This is a genomic window from Bradyrhizobium genosp. L (genome assembly GCF_015624485.1).
GTDB lineage: Bacteria > Pseudomonadota > Alphaproteobacteria > Rhizobiales > Xanthobacteraceae > Bradyrhizobium.
This window is the reverse complement of record NZ_CP061378.1, coordinates 5,401,812-5,425,500: the sequence shown is the minus strand read 5'-3', so window position 1 is coordinate 5,425,500 and position 23,689 is coordinate 5,401,812. Positions and strand designations below refer to the sequence as shown.

General features: G+C 64.8%; 24 protein-coding genes. 17 read left to right on the top strand and 7 right to left on the bottom strand.

The window, feature by feature from the left end; all coding sequences use genetic code 11:
- The first annotated feature begins 40 nt into the window (after nt 1-40).
- Both bioB and IC762_RS25915 read left to right on the top strand, forming a co-directional pair.
- Nucleotides 41-1,147, top strand: a complete 1,107-nt coding sequence (bioB, locus tag IC762_RS25920) for a biotin synthase BioB (protein WP_433995853.1) — start codon at nt 41-43, stop codon at nt 1,145-1,147.
- 197 nt (nt 1,148-1,344) lie between these two features.
- Nucleotides 1,345-1,818 carry a helix-turn-helix domain-containing protein gene (locus IC762_RS25915; protein WP_195785029.1) on the top strand — a complete coding sequence of 158 codons (474 nt, stop codon included), beginning with the start codon at nt 1,345-1,347 and terminating at the stop codon, nt 1,816-1,818.
- Here the strand turns inward: IC762_RS25915 and IC762_RS25910 are convergent.
- The 4 genes from IC762_RS25910 to IC762_RS25895 form a co-directional block, all read right to left on the bottom strand.
- Nucleotides 1,802-2,533, bottom strand: a complete 732-nt coding sequence (locus tag IC762_RS25910; RefSeq protein ID WP_195785028.1) for a hypothetical protein — start codon at nt 2,531-2,533, stop codon at nt 1,802-1,804. The genes IC762_RS25915 and IC762_RS25910 overlap by 17 nt on opposite strands.
- Before the next feature lie 327 nt (nt 2,534-2,860).
- Complete coding sequence (locus tag IC762_RS25905; RefSeq protein WP_195785027.1) at nt 2,861-3,583, bottom strand: formyltransferase family protein; 723 nt, start codon at nt 3,581-3,583, stop codon at nt 2,861-2,863.
- Between the two features lie 33 nt (nt 3,584-3,616).
- A complete protein-coding gene (locus tag IC762_RS25900) occupies nt 3,617-4,975 on the bottom strand; it encodes a hypothetical protein (RefSeq protein ID WP_195785026.1) in 1,359 nt (452 codons plus the stop codon).
- Nucleotides 4,976-5,033: 58 nt separating this feature from the next.
- Nucleotides 5,034-7,148, bottom strand: coding sequence for an HAD family hydrolase (locus IC762_RS25895; protein ID WP_246801244.1), 2,115 nt, complete (start codon nt 7,146-7,148; stop codon nt 5,034-5,036).
- A gap of 9 nt (nt 7,149-7,157) precedes the next feature.
- On the opposite strand from IC762_RS25895, the gene IC762_RS35355 reads away from it, so the two are divergent.
- The 12 genes from IC762_RS35355 (at nt 7,158) to IC762_RS25840 (ending at nt 18,150) form a co-directional block, all read left to right on the top strand.
- Nucleotides 7,158-7,484: a hypothetical protein gene (locus IC762_RS35355; protein WP_246801242.1), complete on the top strand. Its 327-nt coding sequence runs from the start codon at nt 7,158-7,160 to the stop codon at nt 7,482-7,484.
- Between the two features lie 563 nt (nt 7,485-8,047).
- Nucleotides 8,048-8,749 (top strand): RNA polymerase sigma factor, encoded by a 702-nt coding sequence (locus IC762_RS25890; protein ID WP_195785024.1) that lies wholly within the window; start codon nt 8,048-8,050, stop codon nt 8,747-8,749.
- Nucleotides 8,750-8,889: 140 nt separating this feature from the next.
- Complete coding sequence (locus IC762_RS25885; RefSeq protein WP_195785023.1) at nt 8,890-9,714, top strand: flagellin; 825 nt, start codon at nt 8,890-8,892, stop codon at nt 9,712-9,714.
- A gap of 63 nt (nt 9,715-9,777) precedes the next feature.
- Complete coding sequence (fliD, locus tag IC762_RS25880) at nt 9,778-11,487, top strand: flagellar filament capping protein FliD (RefSeq protein ID WP_195785022.1); 1,710 nt, start codon at nt 9,778-9,780, stop codon at nt 11,485-11,487.
- The gene (gene fliS / locus IC762_RS25875; protein ID WP_195785021.1) at nt 11,487-11,909 is read left to right on the top strand and encodes a flagellar export chaperone FliS; all 423 of its coding nucleotides are present in this window, start codon (nt 11,487-11,489) and stop codon (nt 11,907-11,909) included. Before fliD ends, fliS begins: the two co-directional genes overlap by 1 nt.
- 92 nt (nt 11,910-12,001) lie before the next feature.
- Nucleotides 12,002-12,508, top strand: coding sequence for a hypothetical protein (locus tag IC762_RS35810; RefSeq protein WP_433995852.1), 507 nt, complete (start codon nt 12,002-12,004; stop codon nt 12,506-12,508).
- Between the two features lie 228 nt (nt 12,509-12,736).
- Nucleotides 12,737-13,396, top strand: a complete 660-nt coding sequence (locus IC762_RS25865; protein WP_195785020.1) for a flagellar hook assembly protein FlgD — start codon at nt 12,737-12,739, stop codon at nt 13,394-13,396.
- 19 nt (nt 13,397-13,415) lie between these two features.
- Nucleotides 13,416-14,687, top strand: coding sequence for a flagellar hook protein FlgE (gene flgE, locus IC762_RS25860; RefSeq protein ID WP_195785019.1), 1,272 nt, complete (start codon nt 13,416-13,418; stop codon nt 14,685-14,687).
- On the top strand, nt 14,687-14,944 hold the full coding sequence (locus IC762_RS25855) for a hypothetical protein (RefSeq protein ID WP_195790286.1): 258 nt from the start codon (nt 14,687-14,689) through the stop codon (nt 14,942-14,944). The genes flgE and IC762_RS25855 overlap by 1 nt, the downstream gene beginning before the upstream one ends.
- A 19-nt stretch (nt 14,945-14,963) precedes the next feature.
- Nucleotides 14,964-15,419 (top strand): flagellar protein FlgN, encoded by a 456-nt coding sequence (locus IC762_RS25850; protein ID WP_195785018.1) that lies wholly within the window; start codon nt 14,964-14,966, stop codon nt 15,417-15,419.
- A 27-nt stretch (nt 15,420-15,446) separates the two neighbouring features.
- Complete coding sequence (flgK, locus tag IC762_RS25845; RefSeq protein WP_195785017.1) at nt 15,447-17,225, top strand: flagellar hook-associated protein FlgK; 1,779 nt, start codon at nt 15,447-15,449, stop codon at nt 17,223-17,225.
- A gap of 16 nt (nt 17,226-17,241) precedes the next feature.
- Complete coding sequence (locus tag IC762_RS25840; protein WP_195785016.1) at nt 17,242-18,150, top strand: flagellin; 909 nt, start codon at nt 17,242-17,244, stop codon at nt 18,148-18,150.
- Nucleotides 18,151-18,284: 134 nt separating this feature from the next.
- Here IC762_RS25840 and IC762_RS25835 read toward each other — a convergent pair whose 3' ends face one another.
- Genes IC762_RS25835 through IC762_RS25825 form a run of 3 tightly spaced genes read right to left on the bottom strand, consistent with a single transcriptional unit; the run spans nt 18,285 to nt 21,238 of the window.
- Complete coding sequence (locus IC762_RS25835) at nt 18,285-19,211, bottom strand: substrate-binding periplasmic protein (RefSeq protein WP_195785015.1); 927 nt, start codon at nt 19,209-19,211, stop codon at nt 18,285-18,287.
- Entirely contained in the window at nt 19,208-19,558 is a 351-nt protein-coding gene (locus IC762_RS25830) for a c-type cytochrome (protein WP_433995851.1), read from the bottom strand. Before IC762_RS25830 ends, IC762_RS25835 begins: the two co-directional genes overlap by 4 nt.
- A 15-nt stretch (nt 19,559-19,573) precedes the next feature.
- Complete coding sequence (locus IC762_RS25825; RefSeq protein ID WP_195785014.1) at nt 19,574-21,238, bottom strand: methanol/ethanol family PQQ-dependent dehydrogenase; 1,665 nt, start codon at nt 21,236-21,238, stop codon at nt 19,574-19,576.
- A 393-nt stretch (nt 21,239-21,631) separates the two neighbouring features.
- On the opposite strand from IC762_RS25825, the gene IC762_RS25820 reads away from it, so the two are divergent.
- The 3 genes from IC762_RS25820 (at nt 21,632) to IC762_RS25810 (ending at nt 23,531) form a co-directional block, all read left to right on the top strand.
- The gene (locus IC762_RS25820; RefSeq protein WP_195785013.1) at nt 21,632-22,030 is read left to right on the top strand and encodes an EF-hand domain-containing protein; all 399 of its coding nucleotides are present in this window, start codon (nt 21,632-21,634) and stop codon (nt 22,028-22,030) included.
- A 338-nt stretch (nt 22,031-22,368) separates the two neighbouring features.
- A complete protein-coding gene (gene pqqA / locus IC762_RS25815; RefSeq protein ID WP_012029362.1) occupies nt 22,369-22,449 on the top strand; it encodes a pyrroloquinoline quinone precursor peptide PqqA in 81 nt (26 codons plus the stop codon).
- 197 nt (nt 22,450-22,646) lie between these two features.
- Nucleotides 22,647-23,531: a hypothetical protein gene (locus tag IC762_RS25810; RefSeq protein ID WP_349629728.1), complete on the top strand. Its 885-nt coding sequence runs from the start codon at nt 22,647-22,649 to the stop codon at nt 23,529-23,531.
- The last annotated feature ends 158 nt before the right edge of the window (nt 23,532-23,689 follow it).

The window sequence follows — 23,689 nt, the reverse complement described above, 5'->3', positions numbered from 1 at the left end:
TACCTGCTGTCCCGGAGGGCGTCTGGACTTGCGCCATGGAATGGACGCATATCTCTCCGATCAGATGCATCGCTCGGCGGACATCGCCGCCGAGGGCATCAAGTGCCGAACAGCGGAGAGCAGCGTGACGATCGAGACCGAAACCATCCGCAGCGACTGGACCCGCGCTGAAGCCGAAATCCTGTACGGCCTGCCGTTCTCCGACCTGGTGTTTCGCGCACAAACCGTCCACCGCGCCCATTTCGATCCGAACCATGTCGAGACCGCGAGCCTGCTCAGCATCAAGACCGGCGGCTGCCCGGAGGATTGCGGCTATTGTTCGCAGAGCGCGCACTACGACACCGGCCTGAAGGCGACGCGCCTGATGGACAAGGCCGACGTGATCGCGACCGCGGAGCGTGCGAAAGAGGCCGGCGCTGAGCGCTTCTGCATGGCGGCGGCGTGGCGCAACCCGAAGGATCGCGATCTCGACCAGGTCTGCGAGATGGTCAGCGCCGTCAAGGGGCTCGGCATGGAGACCTGCGTCACGCTCGGCATGCTGACGCCGGCGCAGGCGGGGCGGCTGCGCGAGGCCGGGCTCGACTTCTACAACCACAACGTCGACACCTCGCCGGACTATTACGACCAGATCATCACGACGCGCACCTTGCAGGACCGCATCGACACGCTGAGCCATGTGCGCGAGGCCGGCATCAAGGTCTGCTGCGGCGGCATCATCGGCATGGGCGAGCAGGTCACCGACCGGCTCGGCATGCTGGTGCTGCTCGCCAACATGCCTGTTCATCCGGAGAGCGTGCCGATCAATCTGTGGAACGAGGTCAAGGGCGTGCCGGTCAACGCGTCAGCGGAGCGGCCGGACCCGATCGCGGTCGCGCGCCTGGTCGCGGTCGCCCGCATCATGATGCCGCACAGCGTGGTGCGGCTCTCTGCGGGGCGGCAATACATGACCGACGAGTTGCAGGCGCTGTGCTTCCTGGCCGGCGCCAATTCGATCTTCATCGGCGACGTGCTGCTGACCACGCGCAATCCGCAGCGCGACCGCGATGCCGATCTGCTCGACCGGCTCGGGATCAATTCGGGTCTGGAGCGGGCAGAACGGGGCGGATCAATTGCCGGCGGTTCGGAGGCTGTCGCGCAAGTTCGATGATTTGGCGATAGCGTCGCACGATTTCGGAATAATGGAAGCGTACCGCTGAGTTGCCCGACGTGTCAAGTGCCGTGTCGAAGGTGTCAGTAGCGCGTGATCTGTCGCCTGTTTGTAGCTCGTGAAGTGTCGTGTTTTTGGTGCCCGGGAACCAAGGGGGCACGATGGGCACGGCATCCATTCACGAGGGAGTACGACGGATGCGGTTTTCAGATTTGCTGGAGCGTACGGAGGCCAAGGAGCTGACGCAGGAGGCGGCGTCGGAGGTTCTGGGGATCAGCGTAAGGACCTTTCAACGCTGGGCGGAGCGCTTTGAGGCGGAGGGCGATGCCGGGCTTGTCGACCGGCGGATGGGTCGGCGATCGCCGAGACGGGCGCCGGAGGAGGAACTGGAGCGGATGTTGGGGCTGTTCCGGGACAAGTACGCGGACTTCACGGTGAAGCATTTCCACGAGCAGCTGCAAAAGCGGCATGACTACATGCTGGGCTATACGGTGACCAAGCTGGCCTTGCACGCAGCCGGGTTGGTGCGGAAAGCGCCGAAGCATTCGGCGCACCGCAAGAAGCGCCCTCGCCGGCCGCTTCGGGGCATGCTGCTGCATCAGGACGGATCGCGCCACGTCTGGATCGAGGGTCTGCCCGCGAACGACCTGATCGTCAGGGCTTGTCCTTGACGGCTGCGAGCACGCTGCCAGGCTGGGGCGCGTCGGGGCTGATCTGCTGTCCGTCGGCGCTGAACATCGCCAACCGATGCGGCCCGAGGAACACGCTGAGGGTGCCATCGGGATACTCATGGAGGCGCACCACGGCCTTGACGAAGTGCGGCCTGAGCCGGCTCTGCGGCAACTGCAACCGCCGACCGTTCCATGCAACGGTGTTATCGTTGGCGACGGTTCGCTCCTCGATCACGCACAGCGCCTCGCGCCAGGCCTCATGCCGGTCGGCCACGAATGCACTGCCTTCCTGTTCGGGCTTGATCGCAAAGGCGGCGTTGTGCCCGGCGATGTAATGCGCCTTCAGCCACGCATTGGCAGCCTCAACCGTCGTGATCCCGGCAAGCCGCAGCTCCTTCGGCAGCCGGTCCTGCAACGTGCCGAACAGCCGCTCGGAGCGCCCGCGCGCCTGCGGCGAATAGGCTGCGATATGCTCGATCCCAAGATGCGACAAGGCCCGTCCCACCTGGGTTTGTTGCGTCTTCGAGACCTTCTCGCCAGCTTTTGGGGTCAGGAAATAATGGCTGCCGCGGTCGGTGTAGAGCGCGCAGAACAGGCCATGCTCGCCAATCACTTCGCGCAGCGCCTGGAAGGTCGAGGCCGTTCCTTCTTCCTCGACCAGGACCATCGAGTAGACCTCGCTGGTCGCATCGTCCATCGTGTGGCGGGCGCGCAAGCGCGCGTCCTTGACCGCTCCTGCGCGCGCCGCCGTCGAGACAGCGCGGGTCGGGGCGGAGAAACCGGCTGCAAGTCGAACAAAGAAACCCACCCGCAGGGCTAAAACCGCCGCAACAGCCGTGGCATGATCAATCAGGGAATGCCGTCCACGCCTTCCGGCTCCCCTGCTAATCTGAAACGAAGGCGACAGATCACGAGCTACAAAAACACGACATCTTCACCCGCTACGGACAGCGCTTTTCCGAGTGCCGGCAGCCGTCGGCACCTTTGCATGGGGTTGTTTTCGACATTTTGGTGATGCGCGCCGCGATCGCTGCCCCTCGCGTCAGGACGCCGCGGCAAGCGGCGGCGAGACCACCTGCGGCGCGGCGGGGGCCGGCGCGGCCGCGGTCGACAGCTCGAAGCGGATGCCGTGCACGCTCGTGGTCAGCGGGATGCCGCGGAAATCGTCGTGGAAGGCGCGGATCCGGCGGGCCAGCTCGGCCGCGTTGATGCCGGCGGGCAAGTCGCACATGTCGCGGTACATCTGCCGCGTGCTCTTGATGCCGCACCAGGCGATGTCCAGTTCTGCGATCGGTCCCGGATTGCAGGCGAGGTCGCGCGACATTCGCCAGAACAGATGGGCGAGCCGCACGTAGGCGATCTGCTCGAGCCCGCGCACGCTGATCTTGTCGGGGATGATGAAGGACTCGACCCCGACAATGGGGCCGGAATCCACCCGCTCGGCCATCACATGCGCGGTCGCGCCGAACGTGCGCGCGCCGTCATAGAGCGCGAAATGCGCCGGTGCCCAGCCGGGATATTGCGGCGAGCCGGGATGGAAATTGTAGGCGCCGTGGCCGAGCGCCGCGAGAATGCCGCCCGGTACGATGACGCTCGCGGTGAACGCCAACAGCCGTGCCTCGTGCAGCACCTCGGGCTCGATCGCGGCGAGCTCCTCCGCCGTCACCGCGCAGCGGAAGCTGAGCGACGGATTGTGCGCCTTCAACAGCTCGATGAGCGCGAATTGCTGGCCGGCCGCGCCGGTGAGGAGGATGATGGTCTTCACGGTGCTGATATCCCTGTCATTGCGCGGCCAGGCTCAGCCGCGCTGGCCGGCCATGACCACGACGCTCCCCCCATCCCGCGATTGGCTCACGGTGCGAAACAGATCGGCAGGCAGCGTCTGCCACGGCGCAATCTCGATGATCCGGTTGTTGGCGCTTCGCGCCGCCGATTTCGCGGCGCGGATGTCGTCCTGCCACGGGCACAGCGCGAGCTCGAGCCGGCCGAAGCCGCCGCAATCGGCGGCGAAGGCGCTTGCCACCGCCTCGATGCTGGCGGCCATTTCGCGGGCGTCGCTGGTGGCGATGTCGCGCATGATCACGGTGATCGCATCATCGGACGCGGCCTGTGACGAGATCACGATCATGGAGTCGCGCCCGCTGCTGCGTCCGGCGCGCCGCGCGGCCCGCACCGCGATGCCGAACTCGGCGTCGGGCCCGAGATCGGCGTTGTCGGCGGGCAGATCGTGCACGACCGTGGTGTGCCGCGGCGTGCCGAGATCGTCGATCGGCGCATGATAGGAGCGCGGCAGCCACACGGTGTCGAGCGGCAGCTGCGACGACGTCAGGCTCCAGGCCTGATCGAGCAGGTAACCCTCCCAGACGGCCGGATAGGCTGTCGCGATGTGGTGCCAGTTGCTCAGCAGCGTCTCTGCCGCGGCCGTGCGGCCGAAATAGAGGGTGCGCCCCGACATCTCCCATCGGTTCCATTTATGAACCGCAACGTCGCAGTCGAGATGCGAGGGCAACACCGGCGGCTCGCTCAGCGTGGCATCGGGCGCGATGAAGAGCAGGGGCTCGCGATGCTCCTGCCACATCCGCAGCATGAAGGCGGCCTTGTCGGCGGCGCGGATCTCTTCGCCATCGGCGGTGTCGATCGGCGCGATGTCATGGGCGATCCCGAATTCGCTCAGCGCGTCCCGAAGCTGCTGGGCTTGATCCTCGCCGTGGGCGCGGGGATAGCAGGACACCACGCGCAGGGCGGCCTCGGTTCGAAATCCCTGTTCGGGCGCGATCGGACGCCAGCTGATGCCGCCCCACCACATCTCGTGCGGGCCATCGAGGCTCGGTCCGATCGTGCCGAAGTCGGTCAGCTTGGATTTGAGGAAGTCGAACGCCGGATTTTCGCCGAAGGGGACGACAACCGCGCAATCGGAGCGCAGCGACCGATAGAAGATCTCGGCGGCGGGTCCGCTCGGCGGTTCGACCACGAGAATGACGCCGCGATCCCTGGCCGCGACCGGGCCACCCTGATGCAGGCTCACAGGTCCGAGCCGCCGCGCCAGCCATGCCAGCCGGCGGCGCTGGGCGGCATTCATCCTGATGCCGTTCGCGGCCAACAACTGGTCGAAATCCGTCTGCAAGCCGTCCGCTTGCGCCAAGTGAGCCGAAATCATGCCCGCATTACCCCTCGTTAACCTTCTACGAGCGGGGCGGCGAGATCAGGCGAAGAATTCAGTTGCCGTTTGTTATCGACGGATGGTTGGCGTTCCGCCAGGTCAGCGTGGCCGACGGAGCTCCGTTCGTGTCGTGCTCGCCGACCGCGAGGATGCGGTCGTGACTGAGCGACGTCAGCGCGATCGTATAGATCGCGAAATCGTCCTCGAAGCCGTCGACCGGGATCAAGAGCATGCCGTCGTCGTTGGCCGCACGGAAGTGGCGGCCGCTCTGCTCGAGGCCGGCATAGACCAGCCGTCCGTCGGCGATCGCCTTCAGGTCCGAGTTGTCGGCGGCCTTCGCGGGGGTCTTGCCGTACTGGACGGTGATGCCGTGGAGCATGCCCTCGCGCATCAGCTTCGCCAGCGGCAGCGCGATCGTCTCTACCGCCATGCCGCGCGACAGCGGGATGTGCAGGCGAAGATCGCCGAGCCCGGTGTGGTAGACGCTGATGGCCTCCAGCGCGGCCTGGCCGTCGCTGCCGAACAGGCCGACCTGGAGCGTGCCGCATTGCGCCTCGCCGAACACGTTGGCCGGAAGGCGGTTGGCGCCGAACAGGGCGTAGAAATAGGCGTGCGAAGGCGACAGCACGGCAAGGCTGCCGGCCAGCCACATCGGCGGTGCCGGCGAGGTGCAGGCGCCGCCGAGACCGCGCGCGATGATCCGATCGCTGACGAAGCCGGCATCGAGCAGCGGCGCCAGCGCCTGGGTGCCGAGATTGACGTCGTGCTTGAAGCCGCCCAGCAGCACCAGCTCGTCGTCATCGGGCAGCAGCAACAGGCGTCCGAGCACGGCGGCGGCCCAGCGCGCGGCGACCGGCGGATCGGCATAGGGCAGCAGCGCGTAGCGTGGCGCGAGGTCGCGGGCCCGCGATGCGTAACTGACGGCTCCGGACTGCACTTCGGTCGCGATCGCCAGTTGCGCCGCTGGGCGCTGGTCGCCTTCGCGCAGCACCTCGCCGTCGCGATAGTCGCGCGCCGATCCTTCCGCCGAACAGCAGAGCTGCTCCAGAAGCGCGACGTTGCGGATCAGCATGCGTTTGACATGCGGCGTCACCACGCGATCGGAGATCAGTCCTTCCGCGGTGTCGTCGTCGGCGATGTCGTCGAAGGCATCGTCCAGCGTCAGCAGATAGGCACCGTGCAGGCGGATGCGGATGCCTTCGCGGTCGAAGATGCGTCGCAGCGACTTCTGCACGCTCGCGGAATAGCCAAGGTCGACCAGGATCAGGTCGGTGCAGCTGTCGAAATCGGGGATCTGGGCGCGCAGATAGGCCAGCACGCGCGAACGGACGCCGGCCGAGATGTCGGTGATTTCGCTGACGTCCATCAGATCGGGCAGGGCCTCGGCGAACTCCTTGCCATCACTGATGCCGTCGGGGCATCGCGCGAAATAGGCCATCACCGCCGGCGGCTGCACCTTGACGATGTCGACGAAGGTCGGCGCGTCGATCTTGGCGACCCGGCTCAGGAGATCGGTGAGGGGCTCGAGCGTATCGGCCGAGCCGACCAGGCTGATGCGACGGTTGATCTCGAGATAGGCACCGGTGCGGCCATGCGCGTCCTGCCAGATCCGGTGCGGCAGAAAGCCATCGCGGCCGAGGAAGCCGACTGCGACGCGCGCGCCTTCGCTTGCAAGTGCCGCGCGGCGCGTCTCGATGAAGGCGTCGAACGCCGTCATCACCGGGCCGAGCACGGTGACGCCGAGGTGGAAGGCGGCCGAGTGCTCCGCGCTCTGGGCGGTCACCACGCGCCGCAAGGTGCGGGCGCCGTGATCGAGCCGCGACGGCTGGTCAGGGCACAACAGCTCGAACAGCGCGGTCTCCCGCTGCAGCTTCGACGCCAATGAAGCGCTGGCCTGCGGATAATAGCGCGGGCGAATGCCGTGCTGGCGCGCGCCCTTGATGTCGGCGTTGTGGTTGTCGCCGATATGGAACGAGCCGGCGGGGTCGATGCCTTGCTCGGCGAGATAGGTCGCAAACAGCGCCTCGCTCTTGCTGCTGCCGTGGTCGCAGGACGCGTAGAGGAAATCCCAGCTCAGCCCCGGGCTGCAGTTGCGCAGCAGGCGGGCGAGCTGGTCGCCGTTCCAGTAGGTGTCGGAAATGAAACCGACGCGGAAGCCGCCTCGATTCATGTCTAAATATTGCTGAATGATTTCTGGATTAACGCGGCACAGCTCGAGCTCGACTTCGAATTCGAGCTCGGCGAGATCCTCCAGCTCGTCGCGTTTCAGGCCGAACAGCTTGAAAGGAAAGTACTTATAGATATCGGAGATATGAACTTCGGTCGAGCCGGTACGTTCTTTCGCGAGCTTGCGCGCGCGGGCTTCAGCTTGGATTCGATGCTGAACGAAACTGATAGAAATATTTGGAAACTTTTCAGAAACATTAGAAAGCTGAAAAACCCTTTCAAACACGCCATCTGGCGTAGTGCAGGCGCGCAGCAGAAATGTATCGAAGACATCGAATGAGCATGCAGAAACATTCTGCGCCCGACGCGAGGCGTCGATCGTCATCATCGTCATGCGCAAATTCCCGCTGATCCTCGGTGCGTTGTACGCGTCGTTGCGGCAATTCAGGCGCGCTTAACCAAAAAAGTTGGCGCGGGATTCCAAAACGCGCGCTTGGCGACTGACAGATTCAAAAAATTCGATAACGTCAAAACGGTGATTCGGAAAAAATTGCCTAGTCGGAATCGTCGAATGCAAGACGGCGTCCACGCGGCAATCGGTCACTCGCACGCTGTATGCGCGCGGTCGTTCGCGTGGCGTTAGTTGATGTGGCAACAGCGTTTTCCGACGCGACGACCTCTCCTGCGGAAATCCGAGGCGATGCTGAACGACTGCTCCGAGCCATGCCGACTGCTCCCTTGTGCCCCGGTGAGGCGGCAGCTTTTGCCGGGCGGTCGGCAAAAAAATCCAGCTAAGCATTTGAAAAATAACGAAAAAAGTTCGCCTGGTTTGTTTGACCCCTCCGTTCAACGCTTAGAAGCCGCATGGAGCACGTGCCAGCGGCGTTGGTTGGAGAGTGGGGCATGAGCTACGCGCTTGAGATGAGGGCAACGGCCGAGGTCGAGGCCACCAAGGCCGCGGTCGCGCCGGCCGAAGCGACGCCGCCCTGGAATGACGTCCCGACGGTTGAAGATGCCGGCCCGCTCGACACCGTCGAGATCCAGGACGAAGACAAGGATCTGCTCGACCGCCTCGCCGCCGGCGACGAGGCGGCGTTTCGCGGTTTGGTCGAGCGTCATGTCGATCGCGCCTACGCGATCGCGCTGCGCATCGTCGGCAACGCCGCCGATGCCGAGGACGTGGTGCAGGACACCATGCTGAAGGTGTGGACGCATCGCGGCCGCTGGCAGCACGGCCGCGCCAAGTTCTCGACCTGGCTCTATCGCGTGGTCAGCAACCGCTGCATCGACCTGCGCCGCAAGCCGCGCACCGAGAATGTCGACGTCGTGCCCGAAGTCGCCGACACCCAGCTCGACGCCTCGACCGTGATCGAGCGCAACGAGATCGGCAATCTGCTGGAAGTCGCGATGCAGAAGCTGCCCGAGCAGCAGCGCGTCGCGGTGATCCTCTCCTACCACGAGAACATGAGCAACGGCGAGATCGCGGAAGTCATGGACACCACCGTGGCCGCCGTGGAGTCGCTCTTGAAGCGCGGGCGCCAGCAATTGCGCGAGAACCTGAAACGGCACGAGCGCGACCTGCGCGGCGCGTTTACCGATTGCTAACCATAAAATCCGGCTTCTGAAAGATTTCGCGCCTGATCACCGGCCGCCCTTCCGTTTGATCGGACGGACGGGGGCTGGATCCGCGTCAACTCTCATCTTCTCATGATGCGGCATGTCGCCCATCAGCACAGGAGCTACACATGCCCGCAATTTCCACCAACACAGCCGCGAACTCTGCGGTCCGCTACCTGAACATCAACTCGATGCAGGAAACCAGCGCACTGTCGAAGCTGTCGAGCGGCTCGCGCATCACCTCGGCCTCCGACGACGCCGCCGGTCTCGCGATCTCGACCCGTATTTCTTCAGACATCACCACGCTGCAGCAGGCCGCCACCAACGCCGCGCAGGCGACTTCGATCCTGCAGACCGCCGACGGCGGCGCGTCGAACATCTCCGACATCCTGGCCCGCATGAAGTCGCTGGCCTCTGAATCGGCCTCCGGCACCGTCGCCGACTCCAGCCGCGCCTACATCAACTCGGAATTCACGCAGCTCAAGGGCGAAATCGACTCCATCGCTTCCGGCACCCGCTACTCGAGCCAGAGCCTGCTCGATGGCACCAGCGTGTTCTCCTCGGGCGTCGCGGTGCTGGTCGGCTCGACCTCGGCCGACACCATCTCGATCAAGCTGACGAGCCTGACTGCGTCCTCGCTCGGCGTGACCTCGCTCGACGTTTCGACCCTGTCGGGTGCCACCAGTGCGATGTCGTTGCTCGATACCGCGATCGACAGCGTGTCGTCCGCCCGCGCCGAGATCGGTGCCCAGGAATCCCGCTTCAACTTCAGCGCCGACTCGATCTCGACCCAGACCCAGAACCTGCAGTCGGCCAACTCGGCGATCAAGGACGTCGATATCGCCTCCGAGCAGGCGACCCTGTCCTCGGCCGAAGTGAAGACCCAGGCCGCCGTCTCGGCCGAAACCGCGGCCAACCAGATGCCGCAGTACCTGCTGAAGCTGCTCGGCTAATTCGATGCGTAAATCGGGCCGGCCTGTTGCCGGCCCGATTCCTTTCCCGGCGGACGTGTTGACATGACGGTAAGCAGCGCCACCTCGAGCACGACCGGCACCAGCAGCACGAGCTCATCGTCCAGCTCTGCGAGCACGGTCACGACGACCGGCACGACCAATTCGACCAGCATCGACTGGGATGCCCTGATCACGGCCGAAGTCGACGCCAAGCTGGCGGCGGCCACCTCGATCACCACGACGATCACCGCCAACCAGGCCAAGGTCTCCGCCTACCAGAGCCTGCAGACCGAGCTTTCGACGCTGGCCACGGGCCTGTCATCGCTCAGCACCTCGGTCATCAATTCGATCACCACCAACGCATTCGCCACGCGATCGGCGACGATTTCCGCGACCGGCGACGTCAGTGCGTCCTCGGCGCTCAACATGAGCGTCAACAGCGGCTCGGCGACCGGCGACCACACGCTTACGATCACCCAGCTTGCGACCGCGCAGAAGGCGATCGGCACCTCGCAGTCGAGTTCTTCGACGGCGCTCGGCTATTCCGGGACGTTCTCGCTCGGGCTCGCCGGCGGCACCAGTTCCGCGATCTCGATCACCAGCGGCATGTCGATGCAGGATATCGTCGACACCATCAACGCGCAGACCTCGACCACCAACGTCCAGGCCTCGATCGTCCAGGTGTCGAGCGGGTCCTATGAGATGGTGCTGACCGGGACCCAGGACGCGGCCAACATCAGCTATTCGTCGACCTCCGGCGACGACATCTTGAACAAGCTCGGTGTCACCGACAGCACCGGCGCGTTCACCGACGTGCTGCAGAAGGCGCAACCGGCCGAATTCACCCTAGACGGCATCTCGCTGACCCGCAACACCAACGATGTCTCCGACGTGCTGACGGGCGTCACCTTCGACCTGCTGCAGGCGACGCCGGCCGGAACATCGATCAATGTCAGCATCAGCGCCGACACCAGCGCGATCACCACCGCGCTGCAGACCTTCGTCACCAATTACAACGCGTTCCGCGATCAGGTGATCGCGCAGTCGGCGCAGAATTCCGACGGCACGGCGTCGTCCAGCGCGGTGCTGTTCGGCGACAGCACGATGCGCGATATCATGACGCAGCTGCAACAGGTGCTCAGTGGCTCGGTCGGCAGCATGACGATGGCCGACCTCGGCCTGTCCTTCAACGAGAACAACGAGCTCCAGCTCGATACCGGTACGCTGTCCACCGTGCTGACGCAGAATCTCGCCGGCGTAACCAAGCTGCTGGCGGCGCAGACGACCACCTCGTCCAGTCAGCTCAACGTCGTCAACACCGGCACGTCGCCGCAGTCGTTCACGCTCGACCTGACGGTGGGTTCGGACGGCACGCTGACCGGCGCTTCCATCGGCGGCGACAGCTCGGGCTTTTCCATCGTCGGCGATTCCATCATCGGCAATTCGGGCACGGCCTACGCCGGCATGGCGTTCACCTACACCGGCTCGACCTCGCAGTCGATCACGGTGACGTCGACATCCGGTCTTGCGAGCCAGCTTTACCAGATTGCACACACCACCTCCGGCACCAGCGGCCAGCTGCAGACGATGATTACCAACCTGCAGTCGCGCGACACCGATCTGTCGTCCCAGGTCAGCGACATCCAGAGCAACGCGGCGACCTTCAAGGCGCAGCTGCAGCTTCAATACGCCAACTATCAGGCCGCCATCGAAAGCGCCAACAATACCCTGGGTTATTTGAAAGCCCTCCTGAACGCAGCATCGAGTAACTGATGACACAGAATGCGATGGCCTATCAGGCCAACAATGCCTATCGATCCGCCGCCGTGGCGGTGCCGCCGCTCAAGGCGGTGGTGATGCTGTGCGACGGCGCCATCACGCTGCTGCAGAAGGCGCTGGAAGCGCACGAAGCCAAGCGCTTCGAGGAAGGCCACAACTATCTGACGCGGGCCACCGCGATCCTGCGCGGGCTGAGCCATCACCTCGATTTCAACCGCGGCGGCGCGATGGCGGAGCGGCTGTACCGGACCTACAATTCGCTGATCATGGCGTGCCTGCGCTCCTACGGCCAGCCGCATGCCAAGGAAAGCTTTCGGCGGATCATTGCCAGCCTGACGGAACTCCGCGACGCCTGGAAGTTCGTCGAGCAGACCGCCGGCAAGGCCAAGGCCACCGAATCAGTGGTCAGGCGCTGAGACGCGCGGGGGCGCGAATCAGCCTGTGAGCGCCAATTCGTCGCAGACGGGCGACGATGCGGCGGCCGTCGGGGTGGGGAAATGGCCGTCCGGTGGACATCATGTCGGGCCTAATGTCGCGCCGGCGGAAATTGATTTCCGCTGTCCCGCGGATGCTTTATGACAGCCTTGGCGACGAGGCTGGATCTGCGCGCGGGATGGACTTTGCGACATTTGAGGACTTGATCGACCGGCTGGGGGAGGATTTGTCCCACTGGCCCGACGATCAGCGGCTGGCCGCAGTGCAGCTGCTCGCATCCTCGGCCGAGGCGCGCGCGCTGTATGAGGAGGCGAGCGCGGTGCGCCGCGCGCTCGCAGCGCCGCCGGTCCGCGCGCCCGCGGGGCTTCTCGATCGCATCGTCACCGCAGCCGCGAAACTGCCGAAGCAGCCGGCCGCGCCGCCTGAAGACACTGCGCAGGACGCGCAGCCTTCCGACGAGCCCGCGCCGGGCGGCAAGGTGCTGCCGGCGCTGCTGCTGGCATTCTGCCTGTTGCCCGCGCTGGCCCCGGCGTCCCTGATGCTGGACGAGCCGGGTCTGTCGATCAGCCTGCAGCTCTGAGCGCCCGGCCGCTCCATCCTTCGCTGGTTTTCCGAAACGCTGTGCCGCTCGCCGGCCAGCGCCGCTTGCCGTGAGGCCCGCGGCAAATTCTGCCGACTAATCAAGTGATTCGGCGCGAATGAATCCGCGCCTGAATTCGGCGCGTCGTCCGTTTCATCTGCGAACGACTTTCACGACCAATGTTCCCACGCGTTCCGCCGCGCATCCCGTGGCGAAGAGAGATTTGTCATGACCGTCTCCTCGGCAACCTCTGCTGCAAGCTCCACGAGCTCGAGCTCCGCCTCGAATGCATCGATGGGGTTGAGCTCGAGCGATTTCCTCAATCTGCTGGTCAGCGAACTGCAGAACCAGGATCCGCTCAACGCGACCAGCTCGACCGACTTCATCAATCAGCTCACCTCCTACGCCAACTTCAACGAGCAGCAATCGATCAACTCCAGCATGACGTCGCTGGCGAGCTCGTTCTCGAGCCTCGTGACGCTGAACTCGGTCAACTATATCGGCCACACCGTCGAGGCGAAGACCAACACCGCGGAGCTGACCAACGGCTCGGCGACGTTCGGCTACTCGCTGACCTCGGCCTCGTCGAACGTGGCGATCTCGGTCGCGGACTCCTCGGGCAACGTCGTGTGGAGCGGGAAGGGCACCGGCAACGCCGGCTCCAACTCCTTCACCTGGGACGGCAAGAGCTCCGACGGCACCCAGCTCGCGGATGGCGGCCAGTACACCGTCTCGGTGACCGCGACCGACTCCGCCGGCAATTCGGTGCTCAGCTACACCTCGATCACCGGAACGGTGACCGGCATCGATGCCTCCGGCTCGACACCGTCGCTGCTCGTGAACGGCGTCCCGGTCAGCGCTTCCAACATTATCGGCGTTACGTCCTGATCGTCTTCGGAGTTTTATCATGAGTTTGACTGGTGCACTTTCCTCGGCGATCTCGGCGCTCAATTCGCAGAGCCAGTCGCTTGCGATGATTTCCGATAACATTTCGAATGCCGATACCACGGGCTACAAGACCACATCGGCGATGTTCGAGGACCTGGTGACTGCGTCGAGCAGCGCCACCTCCTACACCTCCGGCGGTGTCACGGTCTCCGGCCGCGCCAACATCACCCAGCAGGGACTGCTGGCAGCGACCACCAACGCGACCGACGTCGCGATCCAGGGCGCCGGCTTCTTCGTGGCCACCAACGCGCAGGCCGGCGGGTCCACCTACTACACGCGCAACGGCGCATTCACGACCGACAACCAGGGCTACCTGGTCAACAACGGCTATTATCTCCAGGGCTGGCGCACCGACGCCGACGGCAATGTCGTCGGCAACGCGTCGGCCGGGAGCCTGGGGCCGATCAACACCCAGGTCGCCGAAACCAGCGGCAGCGCGACCACCAAGTCGACGATCGCGGCGAACCTGCCGTCCGATGCGGCGACCGGCGCGACGTTCACCTCCTCGATGACGGTCTACGATTCGCTCGGCACGGCCAATTCGGTCCAGATTACCTGGAAGAAGACCGGCTCCAATGCGTGGAGCGCGACCTTCGGCGATCCGACGCTGGCGTCCGGCTCGAGCACCACCGCGACCGGCACGACCACCAGCACGGTCGGCATCACCTTCAACAGCGACGGTTCGCTGGCATCGACGACGCCTGCTTCGCCGACGCTCGATATCACCGGATGGACCGACGGCGCCGCCAACAGCAGCATCGCGCTCAATCTCGGCACCATCGGCAAGACCGACGGACTGACGCAGCTCTCCTCGGGCGAGTCGACGCCATCGGTCGACCTCACGGGCATCAATTCGGACGGCCTGCCGTTCGGCAAGCTGAGCAGCATTTCGGTCGGCAAGGGCGGTGTGGTCGACGCCACCTACTCGAACGGCCAGACCATCGCGATCTACAAGATCGCGGTGGCGACGTTCAGCGATCCGAACGGCCTGAACGCGAACAGCAACGGCATGTACGCCTCAACCGCGGCTTCCGGCACCGCGACGCTGCAGACCTCGGGCACCAACGGCGCCGGAACGGTCTACGGCAGCGAGCTGGAATCGAGCACCACCGACACCAGTGGTCAGTTCTCCAACATGATCTCGGCGCAGCAGGCCTATTCGGCGGCGTCGCAGGTGATCACGACGGTCAACAAGATGTTCGACACCCTGATCTCGGCGGTGTCGCGGTGATGACCGCCAGGAAGAATGAAAAGGACCGGCTGCTGATCAGGCTCGAACGCCTGACCGCGCGGGCCAACGCCGTCGAGGCCGGCGACCGGAGCCAGCTCCGCGCGCTGCTCGACGACATCACCACGCTGCGGGACCAGCTGATGCGCGAATGCGCGCGGCTCGATGCGGAAATCAACCGGGCGACGGTCCGGGCAACGGCGATCACCGCCTATGGACGCGGCGCGCAAACGGTCCGCGCGCTGCGTGGCGGACACTAGCAAGGACGGGAGCGATACCATGACAACGGCAGCCACCATCAAGATCAATCCCGCAGGGACCGACGAGCGCGCCAGGTCGCTGATTGCGCTGATCGACAGCCTGATCGCGGTCGTCAATGAGGAGAACGTCGAGCTCGCCAAGGGCTTGCCGGCCTCGCGGCTGAAGCAGGTCGACGAGAAGAACCGGCTCGCCAATCTGTTCGAGCAGTGCGTCGCCGAGGCGGTCGGCCAGACCGCCAACCTTCAGGTCCATGATCGCGTGCTGCGCGAGCAGCTGATGGAGCGGATCCTGCGGCTGCGTGCCGCGATGGACGAGAACGTGCTGCGGCTGCGCGCCGCGATCGATGCCAGCAACCGCCGGATCGAGGCCATCATGCAGGCGATCCGCGAGCAGATCGCCAACGTGTCGCCGTATGGCGCCGCCGGCCGCCGTGTCACGTCTGCGGCGTCTTACGGCACCAACGTGCGGGCCTGATCGGATCGGCGCAGGAGGAGAGTAGCCGTGTCGTCGCTCAGTATCGCGCAACAAATCGCGTTCAGCGGTCTGTCGGCCACGCAGGTCCAGATCAGCGTGACCTCGGCGAACATCTCCAACGCCGACACCAAGGGCTACACCCAGAAGAATGCCAACCAGAGCAGCAACGTCACCGCCGGCGTCGGTACCGGCGTCACGATCTCGGGAATCTCCTCGACCGTCGACAAGCTACTGTTGAAGTCGCTGGTCGCAGCCGATTCCGGTCTCGGTGCCGCCGATACCACCAACAATTACCTGAGCGAGCTCCAGCAGCTCTATGGCAGCACCTCGAGCGCGAGCTCGTCGACGACCGGCACCTCGCTCGCCAACACGATCGCTGCATTCGAATCGGCGCTGACGTCGCTCGCCAACACGCCGAGCAGCGCCTCGCTGCAGTCGAACGCCGTCAGCGCGCTCAACGCGCTGACGACCCAGCTGCAGGATACGTCGAGCAACATCCAGAAGCTGCGCAGCAATGCCGACCAGGACATCTCCTCGTCGGTCGGCGACATCAATTCGGACCTGCAGCAGATCTCCGATCTCAACGCCCAGATCAAGCAGCAAACCGCCGCGGGACAGTCGACCGCCGATCTCGAGGACCAACGCACCGGCGCGCTGCAGGACCTCGCGTCGATGATGAATGTCAGCTATTTCACCGCATCGAACGGCGACATCCAGGTCTATACCGGTTCGGGCCAGGCGCTGGTCGACAGCACGGCGCATCCCTTGAGCTACACGACGGCGTCGGACGTCGCGGCGTCGACCACCTATGTCGCCGGCTCGGCCTCGAGCGGCTTCAGCGGCATCACCGTCAACGGCGTCGATATCACCTCGCAGATTACCTCGGGCAAGGTCGGCGCCCTGATCACGCTGCGCGATCAGACGCTGCCCGACGCGCAGGCACAGCTCGATCAGCTCGCTGATCAACTGAAGGCGAGCATCAATGCGGTGTCGAACCAGGGCACGTCGGTGCCGCCGCCGGCCAGCCTGACCGGCACGGCCACGACGAGCAGCTCGACACCGTTGTCGGCCACCGGGACGGTGCGCATCGCGGTGGCGGACAAGAGCGGCAACCTGGTCTCGTATCAGGACCTCAATCTGTCGTCCTATGCCACGGTGGGCGATCTCGTCACCGCGATCAACGGCATCTCGGGCGTGTCGGCGTCGATCGATGCCAACGGGCATCTGTCGATCTCCGCGACCACTTCGGGCAACGGCGTCTCGATCAACGAGATGACGAGCTCGGTCAGCAGCTCGGGCGAGGGCATGTCGGACTATTTCGGCCTCAACGATCTCGTCACCGGCACCGGCGCGTCCGATATCGCCGTGCGCAGCGACATCCTGTCCGGAGCGGCGGGGTTACCCACGGCGACGCTGGATTCCTCGGCGACGCTGACCGCCGGCAACCAGGTGCTGTCATCGGGCTCGGCGACCGTGACCAACTCGCTGCTGAGCGCGCTGACGGGATCGAACAATTTCGCGATGGCCGGCGGGCTCGGCGCCACTACCAGCTCGTTCACCGACTACGCCGCCACGCTCGTCGCCAACGTCGCGAGCAAGGCGGCCACGGCATCGACTGCCTATACCGCCAAGCAGACCGCGCAATCGACCTATGCCAACTCGATGTCGTCGCAGTCCGGCGTCAACATCGACGAAGAAACCGCCAATCTGAGCACGCTGCAGAACAAATACGCGGCCGCGTCCGAGTTGATCCAGGCGATCAATTCGATGTTCTCGGCGCTGATGACCGCGATCCAGTCAGGCTGAAGGTGAGGTCGTCGCCATGGTGATGCGTGTTGCCACCTTTGCACAGTCCGATCAGATGATCGCGAGCGCGCTGCGCGTGCAGTCGATCATGGCCAACGAGCAGATTCAGGAATCCTCCGGGTTGCAGTCGGAGGATTTCGGCGGTTACGGCTCGGGCGCCGAGCGCGTGATCAATTTGCAGGTCTCGGTGACGCGCTCGCAATCCTATATCGATTCCGCCAAGCTCGCCGACAGCAAGGTGCAGGTGATGTATTCGGCGGTCGGCTCGATGACCGATATCCTGACGCAGCTGCGCACCCAGCTCAGCGCCGCCACCACCGCGAGCAGCACGGCGACCACCTCCGTGATCACCTACGCCCAGCAGGCGATGTCCCAGATGGGTTCGCTGCTCAACACGCAATATGACGGCGAGTACGTCTTCAGCGGCGGGAGCACCAGCACCGCCCCGGCCGACCTGACAACCTTTTCGACCGGCGCCGGTTCGCTGACGACGGCCGACACCAGCTATTACAAGGGCGACAGCGAGATCGCCTCGGTCCGCGTCGCGGACAACCAGTCCGTTCCCTACGGCGTCAACGCCGACAACTCGGCCTTCGAGCAGATCATGCGGGTGCTGAAATTCGTCGGCAACTCGACCTCGTTGTCGCAGACCGATATCTCGCAGGCTCTCACGCTGGCCAGCGATGCGCTGGGTGCGACCTCCACGGTGCAGGCCAAGCTGTCGACCTCGGCCTCCGAGATCGAGACCGCGAGCGCCAACCAGAGCGAGTACCAGAGCTTTGCGCAGAGCCTCGGCACTGATCTCTCGAGCGTCGACGTCGCCGCCGTGACGGCGCAGATCTCGACCTATCAGGCGCAGCTCACCGCGTCCTATTCCGCGATCTCCAAGATCCAGAGCCTCAACCTCGCGAACTATCTGAAGTAGTCGCGACTGCGCAGCTGCGTAGGGTGGGCAAGGCGAAGCGTGCCCACCATCGCGAGCACGTCGTGGATGGTGGGCACGGCGCAAGCGCGCCTTTGCCCGCCCCACGCAGCTCGGACCGTCGTCGCGTGGTCGCGCTACCGGCTCAAGATCTTCAGCCAGACATCGCCGAGGATCGCCGGCTCGCGCGGGGCGAGGTAGGTGAGGCCGGCGGCCTCGCCGAGCTGGGCGGTGGTGCCGGACGCCTGCAGCTCGGAGAGCGCTTTGTTGACGGCGTCGAGCAGCGCGCGGTCGCCGTCGAGCGCGACATAGCCGCGGTTGGCGCCGATCGGGTAATAATAGCCGGATGCCGTGATCTTGGTGTCGGGGTGGCCGGCGCGGTAGGCATCGAACCGGCGCAGGTCGAGCAGCGTCGCGTCGAACGCGCCGCGGTCGAGCTCGCCGAGCAGATCGCTGCGGCCCGGCACCAGATGGGTGATGTCGTCGATCAGCCTGCCCTTGTCGAAGGTCATCAGGATGGCGTCGCCCAGCGTGCCGCTTTCGATCGCCAGGCGCAGGCCGGCCAGGTCGCCGATGCCCGCGACCGCGCGGCCGTTGGCCTTGGGGCCGAGCACGACGGTCAGCGGCGAATAGATATAGGGCTGGCTCGGCGCCAGCACGCCGAGCAGGATTCGCCGGCGGCGGTCGTCGCGCGTGGCGCCGTCGAAGTCGGGCAGCTTGGCGGTCTTGACGCCGGGCACGACGAGGGAGTCCTGGGTGAGGGCGTAGCCGCCGACCAGCGCGCAGCGGCCGTCCGACAGCAGCGCGTTGGCCTCGAGCGCGGGACTCGAATCTTCGTCGAGCTTGCTCTCGAACCACTGGATCTGCAGCGGTCGTCCGAGCCGCGCGGCGATCGCCTGCGCCAGCGTCACGTCGAAGCCGGTGTCCGGCTTGCCGCGATGATGCACCGACAGTGGCGGCACGTCTTCGTCGAGGCAGACCTTGAGCGGTTCGCCGGCGGCCGCGGCCGAGGCCGCGAGCGCCACCAGCAGCGCCATCGTCGTGCCTGCCAGCAGGGTCCTCATGGGCTCCTCCGGCTCGACACGAAGGCCCAGACGTCGGCGATCTCCTGCTCACTCAGGATGTCGCCCCATGGCGGCATCTTGCCGTTCTTGCCCTGCTTCACCGTAGTCACGAACCGCGTCTTGTCGTCGGGAAACGTGCGCAAATCCGGCGTGATGGTTCCGGAGTTCACCATGTTCGGCCCATGGCAATGCGAGCAGTTCCTGGCATAGGTGCTCTTGCCCTGGTCGACCTGACCCTGAAGCTCGATCGCGTTGGCTTGCTGTGCGGCGGCCGGGATCTGCGCGATCAAGACTGCCGCGACGGCGGCGAAGATCGCCGCCGTCAACAGAGTTGCTCTTTCAGTCACGTGGGCGTCCTACGCTCAGTTCTTGACCGCGAACACCCAGAGCGAGCCGCCGGGCGGCACCTTGGCCAGCCGCTCGTCGCCGGAGAAAAGCGAGTAGACGCCGCCATAGCCCGAGGTGACGGCGACATATTGCACGCCGTCCTGCTGCCAGGTCACCGGTTGTCCCTCGATGCCCGAGCCGGTCTGGAACTGCCAGAGCTTCTTGCCGCTCTCGGCATCGAAGGCCTCGAACTCGCCGGTCAGAGCGCCGGTGAAGACGACGCCGCCTGCGGTCGACAGCACGCCGGAGAAGCGCGGAATGTCGCTGGCCGCCTCCCACTTCGCCTTGCCGGTCATGGGATCGATCGCCTTGAGATGGCCGCGCGGGCCGTCACCCCATTCCCAGAGATCGGTCAGGTCCATGCCGAGATACCATTCGCCCTGCTTGTAGGTCGCGGGCTCGGTCTTGTAATGGCCGCCGAAGGCGAGCGTGTTGGCGTAGGCGAGGCCGGTCTGCGGATTGAACGACATCGGCTCCCAGTTCTTGCCGCCGAGGATCGACGGATAGACCACCACCTTCTTGCCGTCGCGCGCATCCTTGGCGACGTCGGTCTCGATCGGCCGGCCGCTCTTCAGGTCGACGCCGGTGGCCCAGTTGACCTTGACGTAAGGATTGGCCGCCAGCAGCTTTCCGTTGGTGCGGTCGAGCACGTAGAAGAAGCCGTTGCGGTTGGCGTCCATCAGCACCTTGGTCGGCTTGCCCTCGACGTTCATGTCGGCAAGCACCATCTCGGCCACCGAGTCGTAGTCGAACGGGTTGTTCGGCGAGAACTGGTAGTGCCACTTGATCTTGCCGGTCTTCGGTTCGAGCGCGAGCACGGAGCAGGTGAACAGATTGTCGCCGGGACGCACGGCCGCATTGAACGGACCGGGATTGCCGATGCCCCAATACACCGTGTTCAGCTCGGGATCGTAGGAGCCGGTGATCCAGGTCGAGCCGCCGCCGAGCTTCCAGGTGTCGCCCTTCCAGGTATCGCCGCCGGGCTCGTCCGGGGTCGGGATCGAGTGGGTGCGCCACAGCTTCTTGCCGGTTGCCGGATCCCAGCCGTCGATGAAGCCGCGGGTGCCGAACTCGGCGCCGGAGATGCCGGTTATCACGACGCCGTCGGCGACCAGGGGCGCCACCGTCATCGAGTAGCCTTCCTTGATGTCCGCGGCCTTCTGGCGCCACAGCTCCTTGCCGGTCTTGGCATCGAGCGCGATCACGTTGGCGTCGAGCGTGGTGCGGAACACCTTGCCGTCATACAGCGCCGCACCGCGGTTGATGATGCCGCAGCAGACGATCCGCGGCGTCTCGGCAGGATATTCGACCTTGCTCTTCCAGATCTGCTTGCCGGTCTTGGCGTCGATTGCGATCGTGGCGTTGTGCGTAGTGACGTAGATGACGCCCTGGTAGACCAGCGGCTGCGATTCCTCGCTGCGGTCGTCGTTCAGGCTGTAATTCCAGACCGGCACCAGGTTCTTGACGGTGTCCTTGTTGATCTGGTTCAGCGTCGAGAAACGCTGAAGATTGTAACCCATGCCATAATTGAGAACATTCGAAGTATCAGTCGCACCCTTGACCAACTGCTCGGTGGTTTGGGCGCTTGCACCATAAGATGCAAGGATTACGAGGCTTGCGGCCAGCGCAATGCGTTTCATCAGCTCCTCCCAATGGACCTTTTTCTGCACGCCTATTCCTGACGTTGCAGATGCAACCATCGGCCCGAAACCAAAACGCGTCAACACGAAAACGCGAGCAGCGCTTCGGCGCTACAATAGGCAAACGCCGGACGTCCGATTTTCGCAGATGCCGCCACGGCTTAACGCAATCTGGCATACCGAACGCCACTGCCTGCTGCCCGAGCAAGGTTTGCGTTTACGCGCTACGCGCGCCCGTGAGTTCGTGCGACCCCGCGGTCGGACGTCGATGTCATCCCGCGCGAAACGCGGCCGCCTCGACGAATTGCGCAGGCTCGGCGACCTGCTATGGTCGGCCACGACTGAAGGGCATGCTCCGCGTTGTCGGAGCAGCATTTGATGGGAGACCCAATGATGATTTCGCGTCGATCGCTTGCCTTGACCCTGGCCATGGCAGTCCTGTCAGGTCCCGCGCTTGCGAAATCCGGCGGTGGCAGCGCGCTCAAGATGCTCGATCCAGACAATGACGGCACGGTCGATCTCGCCGAGGCCAAGAAGGCGGCCGCCGACCTGTTTGCGAAGCTCGATCCCGATCACGACGGCACGCTCGATGTGCGCGAATTGCGCGGGCGGCTGACCAAGAAGGATCTCGCCGCGGCCGATCCCGATCACGACGGCACGTTAACGCTCGACGAATATCTTTCGGTCGTCGAACAGCGTTTCAAGGCTGCCGATCCCGACAATGACGGCACGCTGGACGCGAAGGAATTGAAGTCGCCTGCCGGACGGGCGCTGCTGCGCCTGCTCAAATAGGCGAGGCGTCGATTCCTCGGGCGTCATCCCGCGAACCCGGCCCGTGAGAAAAAAAGATACGATTTCGCTCCTGGGCAAGACGTTAGCAGAGCAATCCGCTTACCCTCTCCGCGCGTTGTGCCGCGGCAGTGGGAAAATGCCTGACAGAACAGCGTCAGATCTTCCCGCCGGATTGGCAGTCCCGCAGGTGCCGGCACGCCGCTGGTTGCTCCGGCATGTCCAGCAGCGAAGTCGGTCGCAAGCACCCTTGCTTGCGCGATGCGGGGAGCGGTCCTAGCTTTCGGCGCGGCGCAGACTTTGCGTCAGCTCAACTACCAAATTGACTTGGGAGCACGGAAATGGCCTGGAAAGCCCCGAAGATCGTCGAAGTGCCGGTGGGCATGGAAATCAACATGTACGCCTGCGCAGCGCGCAAGTGACTTGAGGCGATCTGCCCGGCTCGCGCAGCTTGCTGCGTCGAGCCGTGGCAGGCGTCCGCTTTCGGCGGCAGCGATCATGCCGCCCGGTTTCCCCTCCGAAAGATCTCCTGCACCCCGAAGACGCAGAGATCGACGCCGCGACCGGCGAGCAGCGCCCGATTTGCCGATCCGTACCGGCTTGGCTTAGGGTGCGTACGATGGCTTTCGTAGACAACAGGATTCGGTTGGCACGCGCGCTGTGTACCGCGACCATGGTCGCCGCCGCGCTGTTGCCGCTTGTCGCGCGCGCCGACGAGTTCGACACCGAACACATCTTCGGCTTCATGATCGGCTCCGACGTCGGCGATGTCGGCGAGCGCGAATTCCAGAGCGAGACCACCGGACGTTTCAGCAAGAGCGCCGGCAGCTATCGCGCCGTCGGTCAGCAGTTCGAGGCGGAGTTCGTTCCGATGCGGGATTTCCGCGTCGAGCTGGGCACGACGTTCATGGCGCACGATATCGCCGGCGTGCCGGGCTTCGACGATCGCCGCCAGCTGTCCTGGCAAAGCGTGTCGGCCGACTTCCGCTATCGCTTCCTCGATCGCGAGGCGGCGCCGTTCGGCATGACGCTGGCGATGGAGCTGCATGGTGATCGCGTCGACGAGACGACCGCGGCCGTGGTCCGCAGCTACGGCACCGAGTTCACTCTTGCCGTCGACCGCGAGGTGATTCCCAATTTCGCGATCGCGGCCTTCAACCTGAGCTACCAGCCGGAATGGACGCGGATGCCGCTCACGGGCGCCGCGGATCAGGATGCCACGCTCGGCGCCGCGTTCGGGCTGATGGCGCGCCTGCGGCCCGACATCCTGCTCGGCGGCGAGGTACGCTATTTCAGAAAGTATGACGGGATCGGCCTCGACGCATTGTCAGGACAAGCGCTGTTCATAGGCCCGACCGCCTATTATCAGATATCCGAAAAGGCGCGGCTGACCGCGAGCTGGGGCATCCAGACCTGGGGGCAGCGGACCGGTGGCAATGCCGCGCTCGACCTGGTCAATTTCGAGCGCCACCAGGCGCGGCTGGTGTTCGGCTGCAACTTCTAATCCGGAACAGGCCCTCACGAGGCTGTGAAACTCTGGGTTGCCTGATTACGTATTTCGCAGTGTTATCTACTGACGAGTACCTCCAGAGTCCCCGTTCCGAAAGGATCGGAACGGAGCTCCAGATTCTAGTTTTGACGCGTTTTCTTCACGCGAACCGG